The sequence below is a fragment of the Rhodococcus sp. SJ-3 genome (assembly GCF_051918125.1).
Lineage (GTDB): Bacteria > Actinomycetota > Actinomycetes > Mycobacteriales > Mycobacteriaceae > Rhodococcus.
In genome coordinates this window covers 3,494,394-3,515,012 of sequence record NZ_CM123306.1, presented here as the reverse complement: position 1 = coordinate 3,515,012, position 20,619 = coordinate 3,494,394, and the positions used below count along the sequence as shown (strand labels likewise).

The following is a 20,619-nucleotide window of genomic DNA, read 5'->3' as shown; positions in this document are numbered from 1 at the left end:
TCCCGAGGCGACGAGCAGGGCGTTCTCCGGCGCAGACCCGGTTTGCCGGGTTGCATAACCGACCCGGTTCTGAGACGGTCGGGTAGAACCATCGTCTATCCTCGAGAGGGTGATTCGGAGAATATGCGCACGGTCGTGAAGGATGCCTATCCGACTCGCAACCGCACTGTTTCGGAATCCATCGCGCGGAAGGATCCTGTCGTCTGGGGTTCCCACCCCGGCCCGCTGGATTCCGCCGCAGTCAAGGCGTACGATACACGCGGATTCCACACTGCGGAAGCACTTCTCGCCGCAAATGATGTCGGAAACCTTTTGGAAGAAACCTCCCGTCTCGGACTCGAGCTCGGCAACGACGAACGCGTGGTCCGTGAGCACGCCGGCGGCGATGTACGTTCGATCTTCGATGTACACCGCTTGAGCGGCCTGGTCGATTCGATCATCCGCCGTCCTGAAATTGCAGGTATTGCAAGGCAATTACTCGGATCCGACGTCTATATCCACCAGTCCCGGCTCAATGTCAAGCCAGGGTTCCGCGGTGGGCCGTTCTATTGGCACTCGGACTTCGAGACCTGGCACGCAGAGGACGGCATGCCGACCCCTCGCGCGTTGAGCATCTCGATCGCGTTGACCGAGAATTACGGGTACAACGGCGGGTTGATGATCATGCCGGGCTCACACAAGACGTTCGTCTCGTGTGCCGGCGAGACTCCCGACGACTACTATCGAGAGTCGCTTGTAACCCACGTCCCGCCGACGGGATCGCCCGATGAAGACACCCTGACCCGGATGTGTGCCGAGTTCGGCATCACCACGTTCTGCGGATCTGCAGGTTCTGCAACAGTTTTCGACTCGAACTGCATGCACGGATCGAACGGCAACATCACGCCGCTTCCCCGTTCCAATCTGTTCGTGGTGTTCAACAGCGTCGAGAACACACCGGTCGAGCCGTTTGCTGCGGGCAAGCCGCGTCCGTCGTATCTCGGCAGCAGGGATTTCACGCCTCTGCGCTGAAGCCCTTCGGCCTGAGCCCCACGGCACTGAAGTGCGCCACCACCGCCTCCGGATCGTCCACCTGCAATGACAGGCGCGATACCGAGGCGGTGGTGCGCTTGTGTTCGAAGAAGGCCGGGAGCGTGACGTCGACGGCTTCTCTGAGCACCAGATCGAGGCAGGTGCCGTCCGGCCCCGGGAGGTAGAGCGCGTCATCGTCGACGATCTGAGATGTGTACTCCCACCGCCTCCGCTCGAGCACGCGTTCGACGTCACCTCGATCCAGTTGCACGATCACCTGGTGTCCCGCCCGGATCGTCAGCCGCGTATCCGTCAGCAGATGCGGGTGTGTGATCCGGCCTGCGAGAATCCCGAGAATCTGGATCAGTCCCCAGATCGAGAGTACGAGCAGTACGTTGCGGACCGCCGGCCACGGGACCAGCACGTGGACGACCACGGCTTCGATGACGCACGCGACGAGAAACGCCATCGGGATACCCATCGTCCCCTTCGTGTATCCGACGGGCACCACCCCGGGCTCTCCGCCGTCGTAACGGCGGCGCACGAATTGCCATATCGCGCGGTAGCCGCGTGCCTCGAACCGAATGAGGTCGGCAGTAATCTTCCCGGCGATCTCATCGAGGGTCGCAGTCCAACCGAATCCCTCGCGCCTCAGAGATCGGATGCGCTGCACGGTCATGACACCGACCACGATGCCGAGCGGTATCTCGACCCCCAGCCACAGTACGAAGGCCGCTCCCGGACTCAGGATCCCGATTGCAGCGAGCGTCGCATTGACGGCGGCCACAAGCACCGTGATCGCCACCGCCACCCCGTGGATCCGGCGTGCCGTCCGGGCGATCATGACCTTCCCGCCTTGTCGGCTGACTTTCCCGCCTTGTCGGCTGACTTTCCCGCCTTGTCGGCTGACTTTCCCGCCTTGTCGGCGACGCGGCCGATCACCCCGATCGCCACCGCCCGCTGTGCTGGATCGGGCAGCACCTCCGACATCATGAACTGCCCCTCCTCCGCATAGGCGGCCGCAGTCGCAGCCCAGTCCGCGAACACGCCGCCTTCACCGCTGCCGATGAGTACCCCGAAGAAGCCGGCCATCTCCTCGGCAACTGCGTCGATCTCGTCGCGGACGTCGTCGGGCCGGTGCCCCGCGAGCGCTCCGAACCTGCGATACAGCGCTACTACGGAATCTCGCTGCGCGGGGTCGACGAGCAGCACCGTCGCCGCATCGAGGAATGATTCCGGGACCTGGCCGGACAGAACGATGACCTCCCAGCTGTCACGTTCACGTTCGAATACCTCGCGCGTACGGGGGTCCTGCTCGCCGTCGATGAGTTCGGCGAACGCCTGCACGAGTGATTCGGGAAGCGGCGACAGGGTTTCGCCGCGTCGATGCCCTTCGAGCATCGCGGACAATGCACGTCTCTTACCGTCGAGTGCGTGCACTTGCGCGTCGAGGTCTGCAATCAGCGCTTCGAGATCCGCAGTGAGGTCGTCGCGAGCTTCGCTGTCATCGGTTGTTCCGATCACCGTCGGGATCGCGCCGAGCGGTACACCGGCACCGGCGAGCCAGCGGATACGCATCAGACGCACGAGGTCCTCCATCGAGTACACGCGGTACCCGTTGGAGGACCTCGGTGGCTCCGGCAGTAACCCGAGCCGGTGGTAGTGCCGGATGGTGCGTACGGTCGTATCTGCGGCTGTGGCCAGTTCGCCGATTCTCATGACCCCAGCATCAACCCTGACGCTACGTCGGGGTCAAGCTGCGACCTGCTAGGACCGGCGAGCGCGCACCGCTTCCGCGAGGCGGTCGAGCTGATCGACGGTGGTCGCCCAGTCGATGCACGCATCGGTGATCGACTTGCCGTATTCGAGCTCGTCCGCCTGACCGAGCGTGAGGTCCTGTCGGCCCGCTTCGATGAAGCTCTCGAGCATGAGACCGACGATCCCCTTCTCACCTGCAACGATGCGGTCGGCGATGTCGGTGACGACGTCGACCTGCTTCTCGTGGTTCTTGCTGCTGTTGCCGTGGCTCGCATCGATGACGACCCGCTCGGGCAGCCCCGACTTGCGCAGCCGAGCCATCGTGTCGGCGACGGTCTCGGCGTCGTAATTCGGTCCTGCACTGCCGCCACGCAGGATCACGTGGCAGTCGGGGTTACCGACGGTTTCGATCAGCGCGGCCTGTCCGTCGAGATCCGTTCCGGGGAACACGTGGCTTGCGGCGGCCGCACGCGTGCCGTCGACCGCCACCTGGACGTCACCCTCGGTGGAGTTCTTGATGCCGACCGGCATCGACAGGGCGCTGCACAGCTGACGATGCACTTGGCTCGCGGCAGTGCGGGCACCGATCGCGCCGTAGGTGACAAGGTCAGCGTAGTACTGCGGGAGGATCGGATCGAGGAACTCGCAGCCGACGGGCAGGCCGAGGCTCGAGACATCGAGAAGCAGCTTGCGGCCGATGCGCAGGCCCGTGTTGATGTCGTATGTGCCGTCGAGGTGCGGGTCGTTGAGCAGGCCCTTCCAGCCGAGCGTTGTGCGGGGCTTCTCGAAGTACACGCGCATCACGATGTGCAGGTCATCGCGCAGTTCGTCGGCCTTCGCAGCGAGCTTGCGGGCGTAGTCCATCGCGGCGGCGGGGTCGTGCACCGAGCACGGGCCCACGATGACGACGAGACGGTCATCCGTGCCGCTGAGGATGTCGACGGTGGCAGCGCGGCCCGAACGCACGGTCGCGGCAGCAACCTCGTCGGGTGCGTGCTCGGCACGCACGACGGACGGTGCTGCAAGCGGGCTGATCCGCACGGTGCGCTGATCATCGAGATTCGCGGTGGAGATGCTATTGGTCTTGGTGCTCATCGGGTTCTCGGTTCCTGTTCTCAGGCCGACCCTCGAGGAAGCTGCGATATCCAGCGAGCCGGTCTGTAATCCGGCTCGTAGGTGGAAGAAGTCAGCGCGTGGTAACGCCGACCGACCCACCCCGGGCCGGCCTGCTAAACCAGAAATATGCGCGCTGCATGTCGACGAGAGTAACAGAAGGTTCCGACGAGCGAGTGTGACGGCCACCTCATACTCGCTACATCCAGTAGGCCTGCGACTTGATCTGCTTCTTGGGGATCTCGAATTCCCCCTTGAATGCGGCGGCGATCGCACGCGTCCACTTCGCTTCTGCTGCAACCCAACCGAAGTGATCGCGTGCGTGAAAAGCCTCAGCCTTCACAGCGTCGGCAAGGCTCTTGCCTTCGTTCGCGCGCTGAATCCATTTCACCGTGACGTTCGAACCCGCGGCGAGCGGGAGAGTGCGGTCCCTCTCGTGCACCCATTCGATCCACACCGTCGCGGGCACATCACCGATCGAGGCGAGCAGAGAATTGATGGCAGGTAGCGAGGCGATATCGCCGGCGATGAGATACCCCGCGGGCGTCACCTCCGGGACTTCGAACTTCGATCCCATCACGGTGGCACCGATCTTCTCGCCCGGCGTCACCGTCTGCGCCCATCTCGCGGCAGATCCGTCGTGGATCGCGAAGTCGATGTCGAAGGTTCCTTTGTCGACATCGATGTCGACGAGGGTGTAGCCCCGTTGGTGCACCTTGTCGCCGTCGGGGAACCACATGCGGATCCACATGGTGGGGTGCACCGGATGGTCCGCGAGCAGGCCGCCGTCGGTGAATCCGATCCGCAGATAGTGCTCGGTGATCTCGGTGCGGCTCGTGACAGTAAGTTCGTAGTCGTCGGCGCGGAGGAGCTTGAGAACCGCACCTTGCCATCCGCGGGACTTCTCGGCCATACCGTCTCCTACCATCATCGAACGCGATCCCCACCGGAATCGTCGACCGATCCTAACGCAGCGAAGATAGGTTTGCCTTAGGTAACTTCTCCGCCGTTCAAGGCCGATCGAGCTGTCTCGGGTTCGCGACACGCAACCTTTCGACGACCGCACCGAGAACCGCGGAGCGCACGTCCGAGTCGGCGACATCGAGCAACCCACTACGGAGGCGCAGAGCAAGCTCCGCTTCGTCGCAGCAGCCCACGCGCGCAAGACGGCCGGCGTGCGCTGCCCGCTGAACCGAGCCCAGCAGTTGCTCCCTTCGCGCGACCCGCAGCAGACTCGTGCAGATCTTCAAGCGATACGCCGCACCCGGGTCGGTGAGCGACGGAGCGATGCCACTGCCGAGTTCGTCGATCACCGCGCCCAGCAGGTCGGAGGCAACAGGAAGTCCGAACAGGTCTGTGCGAGTTTCGGGCTCCGGCACCGGATCCGGCGGCAGGACAACGTCATCGATCAGACCCAGGGTGTGCAGCACGTCCCATTCGGATTCGCACACCCGCCTACCGATCGCCGCGAACTCGGCGGAGTATTCCGCTCCCGAGATGTGCTTCTGCGCCTGGAACCGGCCGAGAACGAGCCAACGCAGCGTGCCGAAAGCCTCCCACCAGTGAAGCTCTTCCAGGTCGGGACGCCACCCGGTGAGGCGTTCGTATCCGTCGAGCAGATCGTCGCGTGTACCGACCCCGGCGACCGGACGATCACCTCCGAAACGCCATGCGCGCACGCACAACCACCCGAGATCTTCGACCGGATTCCCGAGGTGCGCCAGTTCCCAATCGAGAACGCCCGCGGTCCCCCCGGGCCCGATCAGGAGGTTGCCGAGCCGGAAATCACCGTGCACCAGCGCGTTGCCACGCCTCGGTGGACGATGCCGATCGAGCCACCGCAGGGCGATTTCGACGACGGGTCGCGGCTCGTCGAACGAGCGATAGAGGTCTCGCACCACGTCGAGGGGGTCCTCGTTACCGAGCATCGCAACCTCGGAGACCGGCACGGAATGGATACGCGCGAGGATTCCGCCCAGTTCGTCGGCGAGTCCTGCCCGCGCGCCGGCGAGCGCCTCGTCCCGCTGAACCTTCCTCGGAATGCTCTCACCCGTCACACGTTCCATGATGAGAAAAGGTGCGTCGAGTCCCGGTGCGGCGTCGGCCGCAACGACGACTTCCGGCACAGGCACTCCCGCCTTCCGCGCCGCGAGCAGGCATGCGGCTTCGGCGCGCATCCGCGGTGCGTCGCCCTGGCCCGGAGGATCGCGGCGCAACACGTACCCGTTCGTGTCCCCGTTGCGGGCAGCGTCGAACGACCAGATCTGTCTACTCGCGCCACCGGTGAGTCTGCGCAGGCCCGTCACCGACACCGATGTCTCCCAGTGTGTCGACAGGACGTCGGCGATGCCCACCGCTACTTCCACGGGGCCCTCTCCCCGTCGCGAAGGAGTCGACGAGCAGTCGACATTCGATGCACCTCGTCGGGTCCGTCGTAGATCCGCGCGTAGCGGGCCTGCCGGTACATCCTTTCGAGCGGCGTGTCGGCGGTCAGCCCGAGGGCGCCGTGGACCTGGATGGCTCGATCGACGACGTTGTGAAGCATTCGGGCTCCCCAGAACTTGACGAGCCCGATCTGCACTCGGGCATCCTCGCCGGAATCCATGACCCGGGCGGCATCGAGCGTCATCAGCCTCGACGCCTGGATCTCTGCGGCCGATTCGGCCACATACCGTTGGATCTCGCCCTTTTCGGACAGCAGTGAACCGTGGGCGAAGCGTTCGTTGGCGCGCGCACACATCATCTCGAACGCGCGTTGCGCCTGCCCGAGCCAGCGCATGGCATGGAAGATCCGGCCCGGGCCGAGCCTGTCCTGCGCGACGACGAACCCGTTGCCGCGCGCTCCCAGCAGGTTCGTAGCAGGCACCCGCACATCGGTGTAGCGAACCTCGTAGTGGTCGCTGGGGTCGTGTCCCATTGTGGGAATGGACCGGACTATCTCGAAGCCGGGGGTATCGGTGGGGACGATGATCGCGCTGATGCTGCGGTGCAACGCTGTCGCCTCGGATTCGGTGCGGGCGAACACCGTGCAGTACCCGGCCTCCCGCGCACCAGTGGTGAACCACTTGTGTCCGTTGATGATCCAGTGGTCCCCGTCGAGAGTGGCGGCGGTCCGGACCAGAATGGGGTCGGATCCGGCAACCTCCGGTTCGGTCATTCCGACGGACGGAAGGATCTCTCCCGAAACCAGACCGGGAATCCAGCGATGGCGTTGCTCGTCGGTGCCGTGCCGCTGCAGCATCAACGCGTCCTGCATGGACACCGACCCGACAGCGAGTTGCCCGAATTCGGAGCGGCCGATGATCTCGTTGAGATAGACGAAGTCGAGGAATGGCACACCTGCACCACCGATCTCCTCGGGATGCCCGAGCGCCCACAACCCGAGACCTTTCGCGCGGAATTTCAGTCGGGTGAGTGCGGCTACCGCCTCGTCGTCATGTCGCGAGAGGACGGGTTCGAGGGGAACGACCTCGTCGTCGATGAAGGAGCGCATGCGGGTGCACAGCTCTGCCACCCGCCCCTCCGGCCGGTTCGCTGTCATGGTCGACAATCTATCGGCACACACGTGCGTTCACATGCATTTCGATCCGCTATGGCTCGGCGGTGCACAATCCTGCGGGTCGCGGCCGATCCGGTGCCTGACCGACAGCGTCGAAACCCAAACCCTTGCGCATAAGGTTTGCCTAACCTATATTCATCGGTGGGCCCGTTGAGGACTGAGCGGAGAGCTGAGGGCTGCAGCGAACTCCCGGTCCCCGCCTACGGCGGGTCCCGTCGCTTTCGAGCACGGGACCCGCCGGTTCGCCTTCCCCCACCTTGGCACAGGGCATCGACTCCCAGCGCTATTTTGCGTCGATACCGGCACTCACCGGCATCGTCCGAGCCCGGGGCTTCCCCAATAGCGCGCGCAGCGAGAACCGGCCGAGCTCCGGATCGTAGGGCCGATATGCGGCGTAGACGAGGACGTGGAACTTCTCATGCAGTGCCAGCGCTCGACGAATCTCGGATGTCATCCGTCCGTGCAGTTCGAAGGTCTTCACACCCGACTCGATGTAGGAGCCGAACTCCCGCGGCGGGGTCAACGCCCGCCTGGGAGAGATATCGACTCGCATGTCGCTGAGCTGGACGATCGGGACCTCCGCCGCACCGAGACACAGCGCCAGGTCGAGGTCCTCGTGGATATCCGGAGCCACACTCACGTCCTCACGGACCCGCTCCCACGCCGACCGACGGATTGCCATGTTGGCGCCGTGCAAATTGCGGTAAGGACGCTCGCCACCGAAAATTCCGCGCTGGACCTGTTTTTCGACGTACCAGCCTTTGAGTCGCCGATACGGTGAATCGTACGAATTGTTCAGCCCGCTGACAGCTCCGACCTCGTCGGTGTCGCCTCTGTCGAAGTAGTCGCACACCACCCGAGCCCAGTCCGAACGGACACGCGTATCGGCATCGACCCGCCCGAGGATGTCGCCGCATGCAGCTTCGAATCCGGCATTCCTCGCGTACGCAACACCGGGCCTCGTCTCACTCACCAGCTTGATCTTCGGGCATTTCGCCTGCGCACGCCACACCACATCGACGGTGGAATCCGTGCAGTTGTTGTCGACCACGACGATCTCGACAAGGTCGTCCTGCTGCTCGATCAACGCGTCGAGACACGGCCCGATATACACCTCTTCGTTGTGGACGGGAATGATGACGGACAATCCGGATCGGGTGGCCATGGCGCCCGATCCTACCGTCCACAGAGCGTTCGGCCCGCCTCAGGTGTTGCCACCCGAGGCGGGCCGAAGCATCTCTTTACCAACCGTTTCCGGTCACCTGACGACCAGTTCGCCGTCCTCGACCGCCACAGACACCGCGCCACCTTCGACGAGTTCGTCATCGAGCAGCAGATCTGCGATACGATCGTCGACCTCACGCTGGATCGCACGGCGCAACGGTCGCGCACCGAACTCGGGCTGACGCCCACGATCGGCGAGCCAGTCGACGGCCACACCATCGATGTCGAGATCGATACCCTTGTCCGCCAGCTTCTTCCGAGTGTCGTCGAGCAAAAGGTCGGTGATGCGCCGCAGTTGCTCGTCGTCGAGCTTGCGGAACAACACGATCTCGTCGATCCGGTTGAGGAATTCCGGTCGCATGGCTTCGCGCAATCGAGCCATCACCCTGTCTCTCAACGGCTTCTCGGCAGCCTCGGCGTCACCGGTGGTGAAGCCGAGCGCGCCACCACGGCTCGAGATGATGTCCGACCCGAGGTTGCTGGTCATGATCACCACGGTGTTGCTGAAGTCGACCGTGCGACCTTCACCGTCGGTCAGACGACCGTCGTCGAGGACCTGGAGGAGCGTATTGAACACATCCGGGTGCGCCTTCTCGATCTCATCGAGCAGCACCACCGAATACGGGTTGCGGCGCACCTTTTCGGTGAGCTGACCGGCCTCGCCGTACCCGACGTATCCGGGTGGCGCACCGACCAGGCGACTGACCGTGTGCCGCTCACCGAACTCGCTCATGTCGATGCGCAACATCGACCGCTCGTCTCCGAACAGCACCTCCGCCAGGGCTTTCGCCAGTTCGGTCTTACCGACGCCGGTCGGCCCGAGGAAGAGGAAGCTACCTACCGGCCGGCCCGGATCACTCATCCCCGAACGGCTTCGACGCACCGCGCGCGCCACCGCACGGACCGCTTCGTCCTGGCCGACGACGCGCTCGTGCAGCTCGTTCTCGAGGTTCCGCAGCCGGTCCTTCTCCCCACTCGTCATCCGAGTGACGGGAATACCTGTTGCGCGAGAGACAATTTCGGCAATCAGCTCCGTGTCCACCTCCGGGATCTCGGCGTCATCGCTCGTCGCAGATCCCGAGTCGATCCGGGCCTGCGTCTTCACGATCTCGTCGCGGATCCGCGACGCCTCCTCGTAGCGTTCGGCTGCAACGGCGGCGTCCTTCTCCGCTTCGAGAGAGCTCACCTGCTCGCGGAGCGCCTCGGCGTCGACCGTCGGCGTACGCAGCCTCAGCCGCGCGCCCGCCTGGTCGATCAGGTCGATGGCCTTGTCCGGAAGGTGCCGGTCGGGCAGATACCGCACCGACAGATCCACCGCCGCCTCGATCGCCTCGTCCGAGTACCTGACGCGGTGGAATTCTGCGTACCGGTCGCGGAGTCCGTGCAGGATGGTGACGGCATCGTCGTGCGACGGCTCGCCCACCGTGACGGGCTGGAATCGCCGTTCGAGCGCCGGATCCTTCTCGATGTGCTTGCGGTATTCGTCGAGCGTGGTCGCACCGACCACATGCAGTTCGCCGCGTGCGAGCTTGGGCTTGAGGATGTTGCTCGCATCCATGGAGCCCTCATTGCCGCCACCCCCGGCTCCGACGACGGTGTGCAGTTCGTCGATGAAGACGATCAGCGCGCCGTCCTGCGCGGTGATCTCGTCGAGGACCGAGGTGAGTCGCTCCTCGAAGTCGCCGCGATAGCGGGTACCGGCCACCATCGAGGTCAGGTCGAGCTGGACGATGCGCTTGTCGCGCAGAGTGTCCGGAACGTCACCGTCCACGATGCGCTGGGCCAGGCCCTCGACGATCGCAGTCTTGCCGACACCGGCCTCACCCACGAGCACCGGGTTGTTCTTGGTACGACGCGAAAGAATCTCGACGGTCTGCTCGATCTCGTCGGCACGACCGATGACGGGGTCCACACCGCCGTTCCGAGCACGGTCGGTGAGGTCGACGCCGTATTTGTCGAGGGTCGGCGTCGACGACTCCGCCTCAGCAGGCGCAGCAGGCACCGGCTGGAGCGCGGTCTGCAGTGCCTGCGGGGTGACACCGAGCGACGCAAGCAGACGCCCTGGCGCGCGAGTCTGGTCTGCAGCGAGCGTGAAGAACAGGTGTTCCGGATCGATGTACGTGGATCCGAGTGCACGTGAGAGCTGGTGTGCCTCGAGCAGGGCGGTCTTCACCACGCCGCTGAGTGCGGGCGCAATCGCGCCGCTCCCGGGATCGCCTTGCGGGAGTCGCTGCTCCACTGCCTTGACCACGTCGGCGGGATCAGCACCGGAGCGGGTCATGACCGTCCGGGCCGGGTCCTGCTCAGCCATGGCACGTAGAACGTGCAGTGCATCGAGATCCACGTCGCCGCGTTCCGCTGCGAAACGCGCCGCAGCAGCCATGAGCTCCTGCGTTCCGCGGCTCATGAATCGCGAAATGTCGATGCGGCCGGGGCCACCAGGCCCGAAGAATGACGGCATTCCGAAGCCTTTCTGTTGAACTTGAGTCGTACGTACTCAACTAACGTGCATACCTCGCGATCAATTCCCGCAGTCAGGTGATCCGCGCCACACCTTCGCGTTGCCCGAAGCGTCCGCGTAGCGTGGACACGTGCATACGCAGTACGGGCCGCAGCTCACGCTGTTCGCGGCCGAGCTCGACTTCGTCCTCGACGAATTTCAGACCCGCGCTTGCGGCGCACTCGAGAACCACCGCGACGTGCTGGTCTGCGCGCCCACCGGCTCCGGAAAGACCGTCGTCGGGGAGTTCGCAGCCCACCTCGCCCTCGTCTCGAACGGAACGTGCTTCTACACCACACCGATCAAGGCTCTGAGCAATCAGAAGTTCCACGACTTCGCCCAAAGATTCGGTGACCATCGAGTCGGCCTGCTCACCGGCGACATCACGCACAATCCCGATGCGCCCGTGGTCGTCATGACCACCGAAGTCTTGCGGAGCATGCTGCACGGGCACTCCCCTCTGCTGACCGGGCTGACCCACGTCGTCATGGACGAAGTGCACTATCTCGCCGACCGCGAGCGCGGCGCAGTGTGGGAGGAATCGATACTTCACCTCCCCGCGACGGTACGTCTCGCCAGCCTGTCCGCGACGGTGAGCAACGCCGAGGAATTCGGCGAGTGGATTGCCCGCGTCCGCGGCGACACAACCGTGGTCGTCGAGGAGACCAGACCGGTGCCGCTGACCCAGCACATGCTCGCGGGAGGTCGCCTGTTCGACCTGCTGTCGCCGCTTGACGGCGGTGTCGACGACAACCTCGAGCGGTACATCGCGCATCGACGACTCGTCGAGGCCGCGCCACCACCGGCCCCCGGAGGGGGACGCCGCCGCAGACGGGGTCACCGGCCCGAACCCGCGGGCGCCGACCGACCCGAGATCGTCGCACGTCTGGAAGCCGAACAACTCCTGCCTGCCATCTGGTTCCGGTTCAGCCGCGCCGGATGCGACGCCGCGGTCACCGAATGCCTCGACGCCTCGGTGCGGCTCACTGACGGAACCGACCTGTCCGAGATCCGGGCCATCGCGGAGAAGCACACTGCCTCGCTGCCCCCGGGCGATCTCGATGCGCTGGGTTACGCCGATTGGATCGACGGGCTCGAGCGTGGTTTCGCCGCACACCACGCCGGCCTCGTTCCCGCGTTCCGGCACACCATCGAAGAACTGTTCGCTCGCAACCTCGTGAAGGTGGTCTTCGCGACAGAGACACTCGCGGTGGGCGTCAACATGCCTGCCCGGACAGTCGTACTCGAACGCCTCGTCAAACCGACGGCCGATGGGCCGGTGCGGTTGACGGCCGGCGAGTACACCCAATTGACCGGCCGCGCCGGTCGCCGCGGCATCGACGACGAGGGGCACGCCGTAGTGCTGTGGAGTCCCGACATCGCGCCCGCAACCGTCGCCGGACTCGCCTCCACTCGCACCTACCCGCTGCACAGTTCGCTGCGCATCGGATACAACACGGCGGTCAATCTCATCGACGATCTCGGTGTGGGCGGCGCTCGCGCATTACTGGGTCGCTCATTCGCCCAGTTCCAGGCGCAGAACTCGGTCGCCGCGCTCGCCGAGGCCGCCCGTGTCAACTCTGCGACTCTCGCCGCACTCGACACAGAGCTTGCCGAGGCCGACGGATTCGACGAATACCGGAGTCTGTGCGACCGGCTCGCCATTGCCCGCACCACCGCTCCGGCCGACACCGTCGCAGTCCTGGCGCGTGCGGTCCGCTCTCACCCCGGTCATCGTCGTGGCGACCGTGACCGCCTCTTGACGCTTGCCGCCCAACGCAGCGCCCTGAACGCGGACACCGAACTGCTACTCGCGCAGGTTCATACGGTCTCGGGCCGACTGATCGACACATTCGACCGCACACTGGCACTGCTCGACGAACGCGGCCACGTCATGTACGACCCGATCAGCGGGCATGCCCACGTCACCGACGACGGCGTGCGGCTCAGCCGGATCTATTGCGGAAGCGATCTTCTCGTATCCGAGTGCCTGCGCACCGGGGCATGGGCCGGACTCGAGCCTGCCGAGCTGGCCGCGGTTGCGTCGAGTGTGCTCGGCGAGAACCGCCGACGCTCGGCCACATCCGCGGGACGTACGACACCGGCGATCGACGAGGCACTGCGCGCGACAGTCCGGTTGTGGGGAGAACTCGCCGCCGCCGAGGAACGGCACGGCCTTGCGGTGAGCCCTGAGCCCGACCCGGCCCCGGTGGCGGCGATCCACCGGTGGGCGCGAGGCGACGGGCTCGCTGCGGCACTGCAGGTGGCCTCCGATTCGGCGCGCTCGGGAGGAGATCTGGTCCGCCACTATCTGCGGACGCTCGATCTCGTCGACCAGACCCGGCTGTGTCGGCGAGGCGCGCTACCACCCGTTCCTGCGACGCTGTTGTGAACGACCTGCCACCTTCAGTCCGACAGCAACTCCACCTCGCACAGTTCCTCCGAGAGCGACCACAGCCTCGACGCAACGGATTCGTCCTTGGAACGTGCGCTCGACTGCACCCGCTTCGGATGCCCGCGCATCTCGAAGAACGAGTCGGGACCGTAGAACCCACCCGGTTCGACGTCGGGGACTGTCGCCGCATACAGCGATGGCAACGCACCCATTGCAGGTGACTGCCCGATGATCGGGGTCGCAAGCTCCATGAGCTTGCCGTAGAGGGTCTCGCTGCGGAACTGCAGATTTGTCGACGAGTAGCCCGGATGGACAACCAGCGAGCGCACCGGTGACTCGCGATCGGTCAGGCGCCGCTGCAGTTCGTAGGCGAACAACAGATTGGCCAGCTTCGACTGCCCGTACGCGAGCCAGCGGTCGTATCGCCTGCGCTCCCAGTTGAGGTCGTCGAGATCGATTCGCCCGATCCTGTGCATCGCGCTACTCACCGTCACCACGCGGTCGGTGATGCGCCCGAGAAGCAACGCCGTGAGCGCAAAATGCCCGAGGTGGTTGGTACCGATCTGCATTTCGAAGCCATTTGCTGTCCGCCGCAGCGGAACTGCCATCACACCCGCGTTGTTGATCAGGACGTCGATCACCTCGTGCGACTCCGCGAGAGCGTCGACGAACCCGCGCACCGAATCCAGATCCGCCAGGTCCAACCGACGCACCTGAACGCGGTCACCGAGTTCGCCCGCGACCTTCTCGCCCTTTTCCACATCGCGGCACGCGAGCACCACACGCGCACCCGCGGCAGCCAAGGCCCGTGTCGTTTCGGCGCCGAGCCCGCTGTTCGCGCCCGTCACGACGAACGTGCGGCCGGTCTGATCGGGGATGTCCTGCGCAGTCCATGCCACCATGACCGCCAGCCTACGGGCGGCGGAGCCCGCGGAACAGGCCCGGAACCGTCGAACAGGGTCTCAGGACCCGAGACCTGCGAGAAACACTCCGACCAACGCGATCGATGCAACCCACACGGTCGAGATCGCCGCGAGGACGAAGGGGCGTGCGCCCACCTTCCTGATGGTTGCTACCCGGACACCGGCGCCGAGGGCGAACATGGCCGCGGTGAGCAAGGCGGTCTGCACTACGGACGCCGCGCCGAGTACGACGTCCGGAACGAGCCCGGTGGCCCGCACCCCGACGCACACGAGAAACGCTGCGACGAAAAGTGGTACCAGCGGAGGACGGTGGGCATCGGCTCCGGAGGCGGTGAGCCGCTGACGTATACCGAGGATTGCGATCACGGGCGCCAGCATGAGGACGCGGGCCAGCTTCGTCACCGCGGCCACCCCCAGCGCTGCGCCGCCGATGACGCCACCTGCCGCAACGACCTGAGCGACCTCGTGGATCGACCCTCCTGCCCACACGCCTGCCGCTTCGTCGGACAGTCCGAGAGCCTGCGACAGCAGGGGTACCGCGGGGATCATCAACGTTCCGAAGATCACCACGAGTGCGACCGCGGTGAGCACTTCGTCCTCTTTCGCGTCGACGACACCGTCCACTGCGGCGACAGCCGCCGCTCCGCAGATCGAAAATCCGCAGGCAATCAGGACTCGCTGAGTCCAGGTGAGACCGAGTAGTCCGCCGACGACCATCGTTCCCGAGATTCCCAGGGCAACAATGGCAACCACCACCACGATGATCTTCCAGCCGAGGCCGAGGACGTCCGCGAGAAGCAACTGCAGGCCCAGCAGCGCGATGCCGACACGCAGCAGCCGTTTGGCCGAGAAGGCAAGGCCGGGACGCACACGCTGCGGAAGGTCGACCACGTTCGCGACGACCGCGCCGAGCACGATTGCGATCAGCAGCGGACTCAACGCAGGCACGAGGGCACCTGCAGCCATTGCGATCGCCGACGCAACCGCACACAGCGCGAGTCCCGGCGTAAGTCGGGCGATCGTCGATACCGGGGCTACCGGCGCGATTTCCGTTCTTGTCTGCACCTGTCGAGCGTGCGCCGAACCGATGCCGGCTGCTAGCCGTCAGTTGCGCATGAAGACATATCGAAACGATATGTCAATGCGCTAGGCCATGCGTCTCAGGCATGTTCGGCCGCGATCCGGCCATCGATCACCGGGATCACGTCGTCGACCGCGACGAGGTGAGCGCGGTCGTGCGTGACCAGCACCGTTGCTGTCCCCTGCCGGTGCGTCAACCCGGTGATGAGGTCGACGATGTCGGCGCCGCGCTCATGGTCGAGTGCACTCGTCGGTTCGTCGACGAGGAGCACCGAAGGGTCGTTCATCAACGCGCGTGCGATGTTGACGCGCTGCCGCTGCCCGCCGGAGAGTTGGTGCGGACGTCGATCCGAATGGTCGGCGAGCCCGACCGCGTCCAGCAGCTCCAACGCCCGGGAGCGGGCATCGGACGTCGACCTGCCGTCGATCGCCGCCGTGACCTGCAGTTGCTCGACGGCAGTCAGAGAGGGCAGGAGATTGGGTTGCTGGAAAACGATGCCGATCTTCTTTCGACGCAGGTCCGCCAGCGCGCCGCGGGACAGACCGGCTGTGGAGGTTCCCGCGATCGTGACCGTGCCGGAATCCGGGGTGATCAGGGTCGCGGCGACGGCGAGGAGGCTCGACTTGCCCGAGCCCGACGGTCCTACCACCGCGGTGACCTTCCCCGCAGGCACATCGAGAGTGACACGATCGAGCGCGACCAGCCGCTGGTCGCCGTCGGGATAGGTGAGAGTCACATCGTTCAGGTTCAAGCTCATCGGGCACTTCCAAGGGCAATCAGAGGGTCGACGGAGGTGACGCGGCGAACTGCCAGGCCTGCACCGGCCGCACCGAGGACGATCATCACCACCGCGGGGGTCAGGACGGTCGAAACCGTCAGTTCGAACGGGACGGAACCGGAGATCACAGCGCCGAGCGCAGCGGCGATACCCGTGCCGACGACAGTGCACACCGACAGCAGGACCACCGCCTGCCCGAGCGCGTCGCGCAGCAGAGCCGACGTGGGTGCCCCGAGCGCCTTCAGCACGGCGATGTCACCACTGCGCTGAACGGTCCACACGGTGAAGAACGCGCCGATCACGAGCGCCGAGATGACGAACAGGAAGCCGCGCATCAGCTGCAACGAACCGTTCTCCGAGGTGTAGGAACCGATGGCCGACAGCGAGTCGCTCTTCGAGACGGTCTCGGTTCCCGCGAGCCGGTCGGCCCCGGCGCTGTCGAAGCCGTCCGCGGTGGTCAGTGCGATCACCGTGGCCGTCGGCTCGATGAGGGTGGTCCACACCACGGGGGTGTGGCTGAAGGCGTCGTCACCTCGGATCGCGGCCACGGTCAGGGTCCGGGAGTTCACCGTGATGCGCTCGCCCTCGTTCACGGACAAGGCCTCCGCTGCTGCCGCGGACACCACAGCGGTGCCGTCGGAGACACCGGCCCCGCCCGGCACGAGGCCCGAGTCCGGTTCGACCGCGAACTCGGAGACGGTGGCGGTCGACTGCCCCGCCGTCGCCCTTGTGGTGGAAATGCCGAGCGGTTCGGCGCGAGTCACGCCGGGTGCGGTGGCCCACTGCTGCCACTGCTGACGGGTGACCATGGAACTCCCGAACGCCGGATCGTCGTCGCCGGGATCTGCGAAGGTGATGTGGTCGGCGGGCAGATCCGTGATCGCGGAAATGTTCTGCCGAGCCAGACCGGCGGTGAGGCCGGACAGCAGGCCGACCAGGAGGGTGATCAGGACGATGACAGTCCCCATCAGGGCGAATCTGCCCTTGGCGAATCTCAGGTCTCTCCAGGCAACGAACACGGCTCGGCTTTCTCTCGGTGGAACTCGGAACGCCGTCCACTTTCGTCGTCCCCCGAGCCGCATTCATCGGGCCCGAGTGATGTCTTTCCGAGTCGAACGAAGCGGGTCGCTCTCCACCTTTCGGCAGATGTGACACGCCGCAGCGACCCGTAGGCTTGGCCGACAGTGAACACCTCGACGACCGCCACCAGGGTTCTGGCCTGGTGCCTGCACCTGCTCGTGATGGGACTGCTCGCGCTGACGGTGGTACGCGCTGTGGCGGGCGACGCTCCCCATGCCGGCGCGGTGGCTGCTACGGCCGTGGTCCTCGCCGTGACATATGCGATCGGACCGCTGCTGCCCGTGGTCGCTCGATCTCCCCGCGCGGCCGCACTCTGGCTCATCGCCGTCGGTGCGGTGTGGCTGGTGCTGCTGACACTGTCCGCCGAGGCAGTGTGGCTGGCCTTTCCGCTGTACTTCGTGCAGCTACACCTGCTACAGCGGCGTGGCGGTCTGATTGCGGTGGTCCTCACCGCGATCACCGCTGCGGCGGGGTTCGCCGCTCATCAGGACGCCGTGACTCCCGCAGCCGGGATCGGCCCGGCCCTCGGTGCCGCGGTCGCGGTCGCAGTCGTCTGGGGCTATCGGACCCTGTACCACGAGAGTGAGCGGCGACGGATGCTGATCGACGAACTCACCGCGACGCGGGCCGACCTCGCTGCCGCACAGCACCGCGCCGGTGTCCTCCAGGAACGCGAACGACTGGCCCGCGAAATCCACGACACCCTCGCTCAGGGGCTCTCCAGCATCCAGTTGCTTTTGCGCGCGGCCGAGCGTGCGCTGCCATCGAATATCGATGCCGCGACCGGATACGTCGAACAGGCCCGGATCGCCGCTGTCGACAACCTTGCCGAGGCACGACAGTTCGTCGCTGCACTGTCACCTCCCGCGCTCACGGACTCCACCCTCGCCGACGCACTCGACCGGCTCTGCATGACCACGGCGGCACGGCACCCCTTCGTCGCCCGGTTCCACCTGACCGGAACCCCGGTCGCGTTGCCCACCGCCCACGAGGTCGCGCTGCTCCGGGTCGCGCAGTCCGCACTCGCCAACGCCGCAAACCACGCCGACGCCGCGAATGTGGCCGTCACCCTCAGTTTCCTCGACGACGAGGTAGCGGTGGACATCGTCGATGACGGTCGCGGATTCGTTCCGGACGGTGTGCCACGCCCCGGGAAGGACGGCGACGGTTTCGGGCTGGCAGCGATGCGCTCACGAATACTCGACCTCGACGGCACGTTCACCGTCGAGTCGGCCCCCGGACGCGGTACCGCTCTGGCTGCCCGACTTCCTCTTCCCCCTCCGACCGAACCGGCTGCTACCGAGGTGACCGAGTGAACGAACAACCGATTCGGTTGCTGCTGGCCGACGACCATCCGGTCGTGCGAGCCGGTTTACGCGCCGTGCTCGACACCGAACCGGGCATGACGGTGGTCGCGGAGGCGGCGACGGCAGAGGAAGCCGTTTCTCGCGCAGCGGAGGGTGACATCGACGTCGTCGTCATGGATCTTCAGTTCGGCGGTGGAATGACCGGCGCGGAGGCCACCGCTGCGATCACCTCCCGTCCCGGCGCGCCGCGGATCCTGGTCGTGACGACCTACGGCACCGATGCCGATACTCTCCCCGCGATCGAGGCAGGCGCAACCGGTTATCTCCTCAAGGACGCTCCCCCCGAGGATCTTGCCGCGGGGATCCGCACTGCCGCGGCGGGACGCACCACCTTGGCTCCCGCCGTGGCCGACCGGCTCGTCACCCGGCTGCGCAATCCAGGGACGGCATTGACCCGGCGCGAGGTCGAGGTCCTCACGCTCGTCTCCGAGGGACTGTCCAACCAGCGGATCGGACGGCGATTGCATCTGACCGAAGGCACCGTCAAATCGCATCTCGCGCACATCTACACCAAACTCGGTGTCGACTCACGCACCTCGGCGGTCGCGGCTGCCACCGAGCTCGGCTACATCCGTCGCTGACCGACCGTCGCAGAGGCCCGGGCGACTCGCACACGGGTTCCCTCGTAGACTGCGCCGGACGACACGACCGATTCCGACACGGAAGGTTCGACGATTGAGCCGGCATTCGGGAGGAACAGACCGTTCGCTCGTCTCGGCACTGCGAGCGAAGGCCGGCGACTCGGCCGCCGACGTCTACGACCTTCACGCCGCGACGCTGTACGGATACGTGCGCGGGTTCCTCGATCCCTCCAGTGCGTCCGACGTGGCACACGACGCCGTGTGGATCGCGGTCGAACGGATCCGGACGCTGCGTGATCCCGACATGTTCACGGCTTGGCTGTGCGCAATCGCGCGGTCTGAGTGCGTGCGCGTATCCGGCGGTGCTGCACCGGGCTACGTCCCCGCGGGCCCCGAAGCCGATGTCGACGCCGAGACCACCGTTCTGCCGCCGGTACACGCGCTGGATCCGGCAGACCTCGAGGCGGTCGACCTCACCGTGCGGTACGGGTTCACCGAACGTCAGGTCGCCGCGATCATCGGCGGGGATTTCGATGTCGAAACTGCGCTCGAGCACGCGAACGCTGCCGTCACCGACCCGGCCGGACAACTTGTTCGACTTCCGACGACACCGCCGCCGCCGTACCTGCGCGACCGAGTCCTCACCGCGCCGCCGTCCGCAGCGGAACGCGCGGCAATGGGTCGCCGGATCGATCCTGTCGATCGTGCAGGTTTCCCTGCTCCCGGGAAACCACGACGCGCGATCGTGGCCTGGGGCGCATCTGCAGCCGGGGTCGCAGCGTTGGTTGCGGTCACGGTGTTCGCGTTCACCGGTCGCGCGCCCGCAGGACAGAGTGTCCCGAACCCGAGCGAAGCGACCGTACGAATGAACCTCGGGGACTATCCGCGCGACCCGATCACCACTACACCGGCCACGACGTCGGAGCCGAGCACGACGACCGCTGCCCCGCCCCCGGTCACGACGACCGTGACGCCCGAAACCGTGACAAGAACATCCTCGCCGGAGACCACCACCGAACCGTCCCCCACGCCCTCGCTCTCCCCTACGACGACCGAGACCGGATGGTCCTCTCGCCGCGACCGTTCGCGCAACGACGACTCCGACAACGAATCCGACGCTGAACCGGAGCAATCGGAAACCGGCGGGGGCAGTGGCAGTGGGAACGGCAGCGGTGGGAACGGCGGTTCGACGAATACGGCACCGCCGCTGTTCACGTTCGAACCAGGGTCGCCCTTCGGCAGGTAGAGA

The 20,619-nt window shown here is 65.8% G+C and carries 17 protein-coding genes; 5 read left to right on the top strand and 12 right to left on the bottom strand.

From position 1 onward, the window contains the following. The first annotated feature begins 123 nt into the window (after positions 1–123). Positions 124–1,011, top strand: coding sequence for an ectoine hydroxylase (gene thpD, locus ACTDXD_RS16270; protein ID WP_440123350.1), 888 nt, complete (start codon positions 124–126; stop codon positions 1,009–1,011). On the opposite strand, the gene ACTDXD_RS16265 is transcribed toward thpD, so the two are convergent. From ACTDXD_RS16265 to ACTDXD_RS16230, 8 genes are all read right to left on the bottom strand, one after another. Then, positions 995–1,855, bottom strand: a complete 861-nt coding sequence (locus ACTDXD_RS16265; protein WP_440123349.1) for a hypothetical protein — start codon at positions 1,853–1,855, stop codon at positions 995–997. The genes thpD and ACTDXD_RS16265 overlap by 17 nt on opposite strands. After that, positions 1,852–2,730 (bottom strand): MerR family transcriptional regulator, encoded by an 879-nt coding sequence (locus ACTDXD_RS16260; RefSeq protein ID WP_440123348.1) that lies wholly within the window; start codon positions 2,728–2,730, stop codon positions 1,852–1,854. Before ACTDXD_RS16260 ends, ACTDXD_RS16265 begins: the two co-directional genes overlap by 4 nt. 48 nt (positions 2,731–2,778) lie before the next feature. Then, entirely contained in the window at positions 2,779–3,864 is a 1,086-nt protein-coding gene (locus ACTDXD_RS16255; protein WP_440123347.1) for a 3-deoxy-7-phosphoheptulonate synthase, read from the bottom strand. A 217-nt stretch (positions 3,865–4,081) separates the two neighbouring features. Further along, positions 4,082–4,795, bottom strand: a complete 714-nt coding sequence (locus ACTDXD_RS16250; RefSeq protein ID WP_440123346.1) for a siderophore-interacting protein — start codon at positions 4,793–4,795, stop codon at positions 4,082–4,084. 97 nt (positions 4,796–4,892) lie between these two features. After that, a complete protein-coding gene (locus tag ACTDXD_RS16245; protein WP_440123345.1) occupies positions 4,893–6,248 on the bottom strand; it encodes a phosphotransferase family protein in 1,356 nt (451 codons plus the stop codon). Beyond that, complete coding sequence (locus ACTDXD_RS16240) at positions 6,239–7,423, bottom strand: acyl-CoA dehydrogenase family protein (RefSeq protein WP_440123344.1); 1,185 nt, start codon at positions 7,421–7,423, stop codon at positions 6,239–6,241. Before ACTDXD_RS16240 ends, ACTDXD_RS16245 begins: the two co-directional genes overlap by 10 nt. Before the next feature lie 301 nt (positions 7,424–7,724). Beyond that, on the bottom strand, positions 7,725–8,606 hold the full coding sequence (locus ACTDXD_RS16235) for a glycosyltransferase (RefSeq protein WP_440123343.1): 882 nt from the start codon (positions 8,604–8,606) through the stop codon (positions 7,725–7,727). Positions 8,607–8,699: 93 nt separating this feature from the next. After that, positions 8,700–11,126 carry an ATP-dependent Clp protease ATP-binding subunit gene (locus tag ACTDXD_RS16230; protein ID WP_440123342.1) on the bottom strand — a complete coding sequence of 809 codons (2,427 nt, stop codon included), beginning with the start codon at positions 11,124–11,126 and terminating at the stop codon, positions 8,700–8,702. 130 nt (positions 11,127–11,256) lie between these two features. Between ACTDXD_RS16230 and ACTDXD_RS16225 the strand changes: the two genes are divergently transcribed. Continuing rightward, positions 11,257–13,557, top strand: coding sequence for a DEAD/DEAH box helicase (locus ACTDXD_RS16225; RefSeq protein ID WP_440123341.1), 2,301 nt, complete (start codon positions 11,257–11,259; stop codon positions 13,555–13,557). Between the two features lie 14 nt (positions 13,558–13,571). Here the strand turns inward: ACTDXD_RS16225 and ACTDXD_RS16220 are convergent, their stop codons facing one another. The 4 genes from ACTDXD_RS16220 to ACTDXD_RS16205 all read right to left on the bottom strand — a co-directional run bounded on the left by ACTDXD_RS16220 (position 13,572) and on the right by ACTDXD_RS16205 (position 17,310). Next, positions 13,572–14,462, bottom strand: a complete 891-nt coding sequence (locus ACTDXD_RS16220; RefSeq protein WP_440123340.1) for an oxidoreductase — start codon at positions 14,460–14,462, stop codon at positions 13,572–13,574. Between the two features lie 60 nt (positions 14,463–14,522). Then, complete coding sequence (locus ACTDXD_RS16215; protein ID WP_440123339.1) at positions 14,523–15,548, bottom strand: YeiH family protein; 1,026 nt, start codon at positions 15,546–15,548, stop codon at positions 14,523–14,525. 95 nt (positions 15,549–15,643) lie between these two features. Next, positions 15,644–16,321 (bottom strand): ABC transporter ATP-binding protein, encoded by a 678-nt coding sequence (locus tag ACTDXD_RS16210; RefSeq protein ID WP_440123338.1) that lies wholly within the window; start codon positions 16,319–16,321, stop codon positions 15,644–15,646. Next, on the bottom strand, positions 16,318–17,310 hold the full coding sequence (locus tag ACTDXD_RS16205) for an ABC transporter permease (protein ID WP_440123337.1): 993 nt from the start codon (positions 17,308–17,310) through the stop codon (positions 16,318–16,320). Before ACTDXD_RS16205 ends, ACTDXD_RS16210 begins: the two co-directional genes overlap by 4 nt. A 216-nt stretch (positions 17,311–17,526) precedes the next feature. Here ACTDXD_RS16205 and ACTDXD_RS16200 point away from each other — a divergent pair, with 216 nt between their 5' ends. The 3 genes from ACTDXD_RS16200 (at position 17,527) to ACTDXD_RS16190 (ending at position 20,616) form a co-directional block, all read left to right on the top strand. Beyond that, positions 17,527–18,738, top strand: a complete 1,212-nt coding sequence (locus ACTDXD_RS16200) for a sensor histidine kinase (RefSeq protein WP_440123336.1) — start codon at positions 17,527–17,529, stop codon at positions 18,736–18,738. After that, positions 18,735–19,370, top strand: a complete 636-nt coding sequence (locus tag ACTDXD_RS16195) for a response regulator (protein WP_440123335.1) — start codon at positions 18,735–18,737, stop codon at positions 19,368–19,370. The genes ACTDXD_RS16200 and ACTDXD_RS16195 overlap by 4 nt, the downstream gene beginning before the upstream one ends. A 94-nt stretch (positions 19,371–19,464) precedes the next feature. After that, complete coding sequence (locus tag ACTDXD_RS16190) at positions 19,465–20,616, top strand: RNA polymerase sigma factor (RefSeq protein ID WP_440123334.1); 1,152 nt, start codon at positions 19,465–19,467, stop codon at positions 20,614–20,616. Positions 20,617–20,619 lie beyond the last annotated feature (3 nt).

What these genes read in the sequence shown, in the direction of transcription:
- thpD (WP_440123350.1), top strand. Translation starts at nt 124, where the DNA reads ATGCGCACGGTCGTGAAGGATGCCTATCCGACTCGCAACCGCACTGTT.
- ACTDXD_RS16265 (WP_440123349.1), bottom strand. Translation starts at nt 1,855, where the DNA reads ATGATCGCCCGGACGGCACGCCGGATCCACGGGGTGGCGGTGGCGATC.
- ACTDXD_RS16260 (WP_440123348.1), bottom strand. Translation starts at nt 2,730, where the DNA reads ATGAGAATCGGCGAACTGGCCACAGCCGCAGATACGACCGTACGCACC.
- ACTDXD_RS16255 (WP_440123347.1), bottom strand. Translation starts at nt 3,864, where the DNA reads ATGAGCACCAAGACCAATAGCATCTCCACCGCGAATCTCGATGATCAG.
- ACTDXD_RS16250 (WP_440123346.1), bottom strand. Translation starts at nt 4,795, where the DNA reads ATGGCCGAGAAGTCCCGCGGATGGCAAGGTGCGGTTCTCAAGCTCCTC.
- ACTDXD_RS16240 (WP_440123344.1), bottom strand. Translation starts at nt 7,423, where the DNA reads ATGACAGCGAACCGGCCGGAGGGGCGGGTGGCAGAGCTGTGCACCCGC.
- ACTDXD_RS16235 (WP_440123343.1), bottom strand. Translation starts at nt 8,606, where the DNA reads ATGGCCACCCGATCCGGATTGTCCGTCATCATTCCCGTCCACAACGAA.
- ACTDXD_RS16230 (WP_440123342.1), bottom strand. Translation starts at nt 11,126, where the DNA reads ATGCCGTCATTCTTCGGGCCTGGTGGCCCCGGCCGCATCGACATTTCG.
- ACTDXD_RS16220 (WP_440123340.1), bottom strand. Translation starts at nt 14,462, where the DNA reads ATGGTGGCATGGACTGCGCAGGACATCCCCGATCAGACCGGCCGCACG.
- ACTDXD_RS16210 (WP_440123338.1), bottom strand. Translation starts at nt 16,321, where the DNA reads ATGAGCTTGAACCTGAACGATGTGACTCTCACCTATCCCGACGGCGAC.
- ACTDXD_RS16205 (WP_440123337.1), bottom strand. Translation starts at nt 17,310, where the DNA reads ATGGGGACTGTCATCGTCCTGATCACCCTCCTGGTCGGCCTGCTGTCC.